Source organism: Kitasatospora sp. NPDC089797 (assembly GCF_040684795.1).
Lineage (GTDB): Bacteria > Actinomycetota > Actinomycetes > Streptomycetales > Streptomycetaceae > Kitasatospora.
On record NZ_JBFBGS010000026.1, the window covers coordinates 129,368 to 137,229 of the forward strand.

Here is a 7,862-nt window from a genome sequence, read left to right on the forward strand (position 1 = left end):
GGCGATCCCTTGCGGGATCAGTACCCCCGACCGGATTCGAACCGGCGCTACTGCCGTGAGAGGGCAGCGTGCTAGGCCGCTACACAACGGGGGCTTGGATCTTCATTTGTACTGCGGGTGATCGTTGCCGATCGTACTGCGCTGGGGTACCAGGACTCGAACCTAGACTAAATGAACCAGAATCACTCGTGCTGCCAATTACACCATACCCCACCAGAGTTGAACCCCGGCGGGGGCCTTCTCAGGCGTTGCGCCTCTCGGTCGGTCCCGTTCCGAGGGGCTTTCGCTCCCTCGTCCGTTCCCTCCCGGGCGGCGCAGAAAGAACATTACCCGACGTCTGCCCTGGCTCCAAAATCGATAACCGCAGGCAGCGGCCGGGGGGCCGTCCGATGACCGGCGGGTGCGCCGCGGGCCCGGCACCAGGCCGGGCCCGCGGGCTGCTCAGCGGCCGGTTCAGGCGGCCGGCACGGCGTCCAGGGCGGAGCGCAGCCGGCGGAGCGTCTCGGGGCGGCCGAGCAGCTCCATCGACTCGAAGAGCGGCGGGGAGACCCGACGGCCGGTGACGGCCACCCGCAGCGGGGTGAAGGCGAACTTGGGCTTGATGCCCAGCCCGTCCACCAGGGCCTCGCGCAGCGCGGCCTGGATCGGCTCCGGGGTGAAGTCCCCGAGCTCCTCCAGCGCCTTGATGCTGGCCTCCAGCACCGGGCGGGAGTCGGCGGTGAGCACCTTGGCGGCGTCGTCCTGGTCGACCGTGAAGTCGGCCGGGTCGACGAACAGGAAGCCGGCCATGTTCACGATCTCGCTGAGCACGACCATCCGCTCCTGGGTGAGCGGCGCGATCCGCGCGAGCAGGTCCAGCTGCTCGGCGGTCGGCTCGGCCGGCAGCAGGCCGGGGCCCTGGAGGAACGGCACCAGGCGGCGGACGAAGTCCTCCGGGGCCAGCCGGCGGACGTGCTCGGCGTTGATCGCCTCGCACTTCTTCAGGTCGAAGCGGGCCGGGTTGGAGTTCACCTTGGCCACGTCGAACGCGGCGACCATCTCGTCCATGTCGAACAGGTCGCGGTCCTCGGCCAGCGACCAGCCCAGCAGGGACAGGTAGTTGAGCAGGCCCTCGCGGATGAAGCCGCGCTCGCGGTACAGGTTGAGCGAGGACTGCGGGTCGCGCTTGGAGAGCTTCTTGTTGCCCTCGCCCATCACGTACGGCAGGTGGCCGAAGCGCGGGGTGGTGCCGTTGCCGACGCCGATCTCGGCGAGCGCCGCGTACAGCGCGATCTGCCGCGGGGTGGAGGACAGCAGGTCCTCGCCGCGCAGCACGTGGGTGATGCCCATCAGGGCGTCGTCCACCGGGTTGACCAGGGTGTACAGCGGGGCGCCGTTGGCCCGGACGATGCCGTAGTCCGGCACGTTCTCCGGCTCGAAGGTGAGCGTGCCGCGCACCAGGTCGTCGAAGGAGATGGTCCGGTCGGGCATCCGGAAGCGCAGGATCGGCTCGCGCTTCTCCAGCTTGTAGACGGCGACCTGCTCGTCCGTCAGGTCCCGGCAGTGGCCGTCGTAGCCGGAGGCCTTGCCGGCCGCGCGGGCGGCCTCGCGGCGGGCGTCCAGCTCCTCGGTGCTGCAGTAGCAGTGGTACGCGTGGCCGGCCTCGTGCAGGCGGCGGGCGACGTCGGCGTAGATGTCCATCCGCTGCGACTGGCGGTACGGCGCGTGCGGGCCGCCGACCTCCGGGCCCTCGTCCCAGTCGAGGCCGAGCCAGCTCATGGCCTCGAGCAGCTGGACGTACGACTCCTCGGAGTCGCGGGCGGAGTCGGTGTCCTCGATCCGGAAGACCAGCTTGCCGCCGGTGTGGCGGGCGTAGGCCCAGTTGAACAGGGCCGTGCGGACCATGCCCACGTGGGGGTTGCCGGTCGGGGACGGACAGAAGCGAACCCGGACGTCCGGGTCAGTGTTAGCCACGCTTGATCACCTTGTTGGTGAGAGTGCCGATGCCTTCGATGGAGACGGCGACCTCGTCGCCGACGTTGAGCGGGCCCACCCCTGCGGGCGTGCCGGTGAGGATGACGTCGCCGGGCAGCAGCGTCATGGCCTCGGAGATGTGGACGACCAGCTCGGCGACCGAGCGGATCATCAGGGAGGTGCGACCGGTCTGGCGGAGCTCGCCGTTCACCGTGCAGGTGATCGCGAGGTCGGCCGGGTCGACGTCGGTCTCGATCCACGGGCCCAGCGGGCAGGCGGTGTCGAAGCCCTTGGCCCGGGCCCACTGGCCCTCGCGCTGCTGGACGTCCCGGGCGGTGACGTCGTTGGCGCAGGTGTAGCCGAGGATCACCTCGGGCACCCGGTCCAGCGGCACCTCGCGGCACATCCGGCCGATCACCACGGCGAGTTCGGCCTCGTGGTGGACCTCCGAGGAGAACGGCGGGTACGCGATGTTCTCGGTCGGGCCGATCACCGAGGTGGACGGCTTGAAGAAGGTGAGCGGGACGTCCGGGACGTCGTTGCCCAGCTCGGCCGCGTGCGCCACGTAGTTGCGGCCGACCGCCACGATCTTGTTGGGGAGCATCGGACTGAGCAGCCGGACGTCCTGGAATCGGTAGCTCTCGCCGGTGGGCTGGGGCTGGCCGAACGGGTGGCCGGCCAGCTCGTGGACGACCAGCGAGTCGGGCCGGGAGGGGTCCCCCTCGACCACGCCGAAGGAGACGCTGCCGGCGGCAGGGCTTCCTTCCCGGACGGAAAACCTGGCAATGCGCACGGCTGGGCTACCCCTCGCTTCGTCGGCCGCCCGGGGCGCCCCCGGGCGCTGCTGGGCGCCCCGCCCGTGATGGGCGCGGCCCCGTCAATCGTCGTCCAGGCTATCGCGTGGGGCCCCTCCGGGCCGCTTTGCCCCTGTTCAGCCCGGTTGGGGCGGAGACGTTCGGCCCGGGTGCGGGCGGAGCCGCGAACGGGCGGGTGGACAGCGCGAGGGCGCCGTCGCCGCTGCTCGCGGTGACGGCGCCCTCGACGGCGGCGGGGTCAGTCCCGGGGGGTGACGACCGGGGCGACCATCAGCTGGACGCGGCGCGGGTTGGCGGTGCTGGCCGGCAGCTCGGTGCCGTACGTGACGACGTCCTCGGGCTTGCGGGCACCCGGGATCTTGCTGAAGTCCTCGACCGAGGCCAGCGTGGTCCGGCGCGGGTTCGCCGTGGAGCGGCAGGACAGCGTCGACTTGGTGGCCTTCTTCGCCAGGGACATCGAGAGCACCTCGTGGTCGTGGCCGGGCTGATCGCCAGGAAGGGGATCCGCGCCGGCCTGCGGGGTTCCGATTGATTCGGAGGGGTTCTGGGCAGGCTGATCGGGGCCGTGCTCCGGAGACAGCCAGGTTACGAGATCTCATTCCACAGACGTCGTGACCAAAGCTACACATTAGTCTGTGATTTTACTCACAAATTACCGTTCAAATCACAGATATCCGACATATCGCCGCATCGGAATTTCCCGACATTGCGCACACAACGGGCATTCCGGCAGGTCTGCGACTCCTGTCGATCTCGGGTGACGTTGGCATGTATTCGGCAAGTGTCCGAAAAAGGCGGTATTCCGGTCCGGTTACCGCACAGTCCGTGAGATCACGCATGCGGTCGGTAGTGCCCGTCCATTGGTTCCGGCGGCCCTTGTTGGGATTCCCTCGCTGTGCTGGAATGCCACGGACCGTGGGTAGGGAGCAGTCCACCCTCGGCGACCCGCTCTCCCGGACCGGCCGGGGTGCGGAAGGAAACTCGACACCGTCCAGGCCGTGGCGACGCGGCGGGACGCCCGGTCCAGAGGTTGCGACGCCAGTGCAGGGACGTTTCAAAAGGGGTAGCGGCGCCGCGGGCAACCCGGAGTCGCGCGAGCCTGTGGCAGCCCCTCAACCGGCGGCGGCCCCCGGCGGCCCGGCCGACCCCGTAGCGCCCGAGGCTCCCCGCCCGGAGGAGGACGGCCAGGACCGGAAGTCCACCCGGGACAAGCTCCGGACCACCCTGACCAGGCGCCGCGCCACCGGTCTGAGCCGGCTCGCGATGCGCAACTGGCGCATCCGCACCCGACTGATAGCCCTGCTCGCGCTGCCCATCCTGGTCTCGCTGGTCCTCGGCGGCCTGCGCATCCAGACCTCGCTGGAGAACTCCCAGCAACTCGCCCAGATGGCCAACCTGTCCGACCTGGCCAAGAAGGCGACCAACCTCGCGGACGCCCTGCAGACCGAGCGCGACATCAGCGCCGGCTACATCACCAACCGGCCGAACGACCCGCTGGACGACGAGATCGTCGCCGCCCGCAAGGCCACCGACGACCTCAGCCGCACCTTCACCGCCTCCTCCGACAAGTTCGAGAACCTCGAACTCTCCGGCGGGAAGGCCCTGCTGTTCCAGATCCGCAAGGACCTGAACTCGATCGCGGACGCGCGCAACACGCCGTACCAGAACAACCAGAACATCCAGGCCACGATCACCGCCTACGACGTGATCATCCGCGACCTGCTGGGCATCACCCAGGACATCGCGCTCGCCTCGAACAACAAGGACCTGCTCGTCGCCACCCGCGCGCTGCAGCAGTTCTCGCTGGCCAAGGACGCCACCTCGCAGCAGCGCGCGCTGATCAGCGCCGGTCTGGCCAACCCCAAGGCCCCCGACCTGAGCGCGAGCGACGAGTCCTTCGGCATCCGCCTGCGCACCACGTACGACAACGCGCTCACCAGTTTCAACAACATCTACACCGCGCACGACCTGGACAACCTGCGCGGCCAGCTGAGCTACAACAACGTGGTCGCCGAGGCGGACCGCTACTCGCGCTCGATCCTCCAGCCCGGCGGCATCCACCAGACCGAGCCGGTCTCGTACAAGGACTGGTACGAGAAGGCCACCACCAAGATCACCGCCGAGCGCCGGATCGAGGCCAAGCTGATCGAGGACCTCGACGGAAAGGCCCAGGACCTCCAGTCCCAGGCCGACACCGAGGCCCTGATCATCGGTGCCGCCGTCGCCCTCACCCTGCTCGTGGCCCTCGGCGGCGCCGGTCTGATCGCCCGCTCGATGGTGCGCTCGCTGACCCGTCTGCAGAAGGCGGCCGAGGACGTCGCCGAGCGCCGCCTGCCCGAGCTGGTCAAGACGCTCTCCGAGAGCGACCCGCACGACGTCGACACCACCGTCGAGCCGGTCGCCGTCGACTCCACCGACGAGATCGGCCACGTGGCGCACGCGTTCGACATGGTGCACAGCGAGGCCGTCCGCCTCGCGGCCGAGCAGGCCCTCCTGCGCGGCAACATCAACGCGATGTTCACCAACCTCTCGCGCCGCAGCCAGGGCCTGATCCAGCGCCAGCTGTCGCTGATCTCCGAGCTGGAGAGCCGCGAGGCCGACCCGGACCAGCTGGCCAACCTGTTCAAGCTCGACCACCTCGCGACCCGCATGCGCCGCAACGGCGAGAACCTCCTCGTCCTCGCCGGTGAGGACCCGGGCCGCCGCTGGACCAGGCCCGTGCCGCTGGTCGACGTGCTCCGCGCCGCCGCCTCCGAGGTGGAGCAGTACGAGCGCATCGAACTCGCCGCGGTGCCGTCGGCCGAGGTCGCCGGCCGCGTCGTCAACGACCTCGTCCACCTGCTCGCCGAGCTGCTGGAGAACGCCACCTCGTTCTCCAGCCCGCAGACCCGCGTCCGGGTCACCGGCCACGCTCTGCCGGACGGCCGGGTGCTGGTCGAGATCCACGACACCGGCATCGGCCTCAGCCCGGACGACCTCGCCGAGATCAACGAGCGCCTGGCCAACCCGCCGACGGTCGACGTCTCGGTCTCCCGCCGCATGGGCCTCTTCGTGGTCGGCCGCCTGTCCCTGCGACACGGCATCCGGATCCAGCTGCGCCCGAGCGACTCCGGCGGCACCACCGCGCTGGTCATGCTCCCGGTCGACGTCACCAACTCCGCCGAGCGCCGCGGCGCCGGTCGCCCCGGCCCCGGCGGCCCGGGCAAGCAGCAGCAGCGGGGGGTCGCCCCGACGCCGCGCCAGCAGCGCCAGATGCCGCCCGGCCGCCAGAGCGGTCCGGCCGCGCTCGGCCAGGGCCCGGCCGACGGTGCCCCGCAGGGCGGCCGTCCGCAGCTCGGCCAGGGCGGTCCCGCCGCCCCCGCCGCGCCGGGCGCGCCCACTGCTCCGTCCGCCCCGTCCGCGCCCACCGGTCCGGGTGCCCCGGCCGCGCCCGGCGGGCAGGCCGGGCTGCCGACCCGTCAGGTCGGGCGGTCGCTGCGCGAGAACCCGGTCCTGCCGGGTCAGCCGGGCGCCGGCCAGCAGGGTCCGGCCCAGCCGCCGCGTCGGCGCGGCCAGAGCCAGGGTCAGGGCCAGGGCCAGGGCCGACAGCCCCAGGCTCCGCAGGCCCCTCAGGCTCCCACCCCGCAGGGGCCGGGCCAGGGCCCGCAGACTCCCGCATCGCAGGCTCCCGCACCGCAGGGCCCCGCAGCACAGGGCCAGCCGCAGCAGTCGCCGCAGGGCGGGCTGCCGCAGCGCACCCCCGGCCGCCAGGGCCCGCCGCAGGGCGGCCCGAACGGTCTGCCGCGCCGCGGCCAGGGCCGCCCCGGCCAGGAGCGTCCCGGCCAGGAGCGTCCGCGCCCCGGCGGCGAGTTCGACGGCGGCCCGGGTGCCCCGGCGCCGCGCACCGGCGAGCAGCCGCAGCACGGCCGTCCGGGCGGACCCGGCGCCCCGCAGCAGGGCGCCCGACCGGGCAGCCGTCCGCAGGACGGCCTGCCCCAGCGCGCCCCCGGCCGTCCGGGCCCCGGTGCCCCCGGCCAGCAGGGCCCGCAGGGTCCCCAGGGCCAGCGCCGGCCGCAGCGCCCCGGCCCGGACGCGCCGCAGGGCGGCCGCGCGCCGCAGCTGCCCCCGCAGCAGCCGGCCCAGCCGCTGCCGTCGGCCCAGCCGTCGCCGGTGGAGAGCACCCAGCAGTTCGCCCGGCCGCGCTTCGAGGCCAGCCAGATCGACCCGCGTGACCCGCTCGGCCTCGGCCTGGTGGAGCCGGTGCTGCCGAACGTGCCGACCCCGACCCAGCCGCAGCCCCAGCCCAGCCAGCCGCCGCTGCCCCAGCCGCCGCAGGTCCCGCAGCGCCAGGAGCCGATGGCGCTGCCGACCGGCCCGTCCGAGGCCACCGGCGAACAGCCCTGGTACCCGCAGCAGGCCGACGGTCGGCCGCAGGACCCGCAGCAGGCCCGGCCGCAGGCGTACCAGCCGCGTCGGCCCGGTACCGCCGCACCGGAGTTCCAGCAGCCCGGCCGGCCGCCGCAGGCCCCGCAGCAGCAGCGTCCGGCTCAGCGGCAGGCGCCGCAGGCCCAGGCGCCGCAGCAGCAGGCCCCGCAGGCCCCGCAGCAGCCCGCCCAACCGCAGCCCGCACAGCCGCAGCCGCCGCAGCCCGGCGTCGGTGACGCGCCGTGGCGCCCGTCCGCCAACGACGAGCGCTGGCGCCGTGCCGAGCAGCTCCGCGAGCCCTCGACCAGTGGTGTCACGATGTCCGGCCTCCCCCGCCGGACCCCGCAGGCCAACCTGGTCTCCGGCACCGCCGAGACCTCGCCGCTGACCGGCCCCCAGGTCTCCCGGGCCCCCGAGGAGGTCCGCGGCCGACTGACCAACCTGCGCCGCGGCATCCAGCAGGGCCGTCGGGCCGGTGCCGAGCAGTCCGGCAACCAGCCGGGCTCCCAGCATGGTGCCCAGCAGCCCGGATTCGATAGTTTCGGTGGCCGGAGCGACGGCAACGGCGCAGATCACCAGGAGCGTTGAGTTGAACCAGATGAGCCAGGCCGCACAGAACCTGAACTGGCTGATCACCAATTTCGTGGACAACACCCCCGGGGTGTCCCACACCGTGGTGGTCTCCGCGGA

Annotated in this window: 4 protein-coding genes, 2 tRNA genes and 1 pseudogene; 2 read left to right on the plus strand and 5 right to left on the minus strand. The window is 72.4% G+C overall.

Going from position 1 to position 7,862, the window contains the following annotated elements:
- Nucleotides 1–21 precede the first annotated feature (21 nt).
- The 5 genes from AB0O91_RS22300 to AB0O91_RS22320 form a co-directional block, all read right to left on the minus strand.
- Nucleotides 22–94, minus strand: a tRNA-Glu gene (locus tag AB0O91_RS22300).
- A gap of 47 nt (nucleotides 95–141) precedes the next feature.
- Nucleotides 142–213 (minus strand) — tRNA-Gln (locus tag AB0O91_RS22305).
- A 240-nt stretch (nucleotides 214–453) separates the two neighbouring features.
- A complete protein-coding gene (gltX, locus tag AB0O91_RS22310; RefSeq protein ID WP_363435840.1) occupies nucleotides 454–1,953 on the minus strand; it encodes a glutamate--tRNA ligase in 1,500 nt (499 codons plus the stop codon).
- Complete coding sequence (locus tag AB0O91_RS22315; protein ID WP_363435842.1) at nucleotides 1,946–2,746, minus strand: fumarylacetoacetate hydrolase family protein; 801 nt, start codon at nucleotides 2,744–2,746, stop codon at nucleotides 1,946–1,948. Before AB0O91_RS22315 ends, gltX begins: the two co-directional genes overlap by 8 nt.
- Nucleotides 2,747–3,006: 260 nt before the next feature.
- Nucleotides 3,007–3,225, minus strand: a complete 219-nt coding sequence (locus AB0O91_RS22320) for a hypothetical protein (protein ID WP_350515258.1) — start codon at nucleotides 3,223–3,225, stop codon at nucleotides 3,007–3,009.
- Between the two features lie 644 nt (nucleotides 3,226–3,869).
- Between AB0O91_RS22320 and AB0O91_RS22325 the strand changes: the two genes are divergently transcribed.
- Together AB0O91_RS22325 and AB0O91_RS22330 are read left to right on the plus strand one after the other, a co-directional pair.
- On the plus strand, nucleotides 3,870–7,760 hold the full coding sequence (locus tag AB0O91_RS22325) for a nitrate- and nitrite sensing domain-containing protein (RefSeq protein WP_363435844.1): 3,891 nt from the start codon (nucleotides 3,870–3,872) through the stop codon (nucleotides 7,758–7,760).
- A gap of 10 nt (nucleotides 7,761–7,770) precedes the next feature.
- Nucleotides 7,771–7,862: pseudogene (locus AB0O91_RS22330) on the plus strand (roadblock/LC7 domain-containing protein); the annotation flags it as partial.

What these genes read in the sequence shown, in the direction of transcription:
- AB0O91_RS22320 (WP_350515258.1), bottom strand. Translation starts at nt 3,225, where the DNA reads ATGTCCCTGGCGAAGAAGGCCACCAAGTCGACGCTGTCCTGCCGCTCC.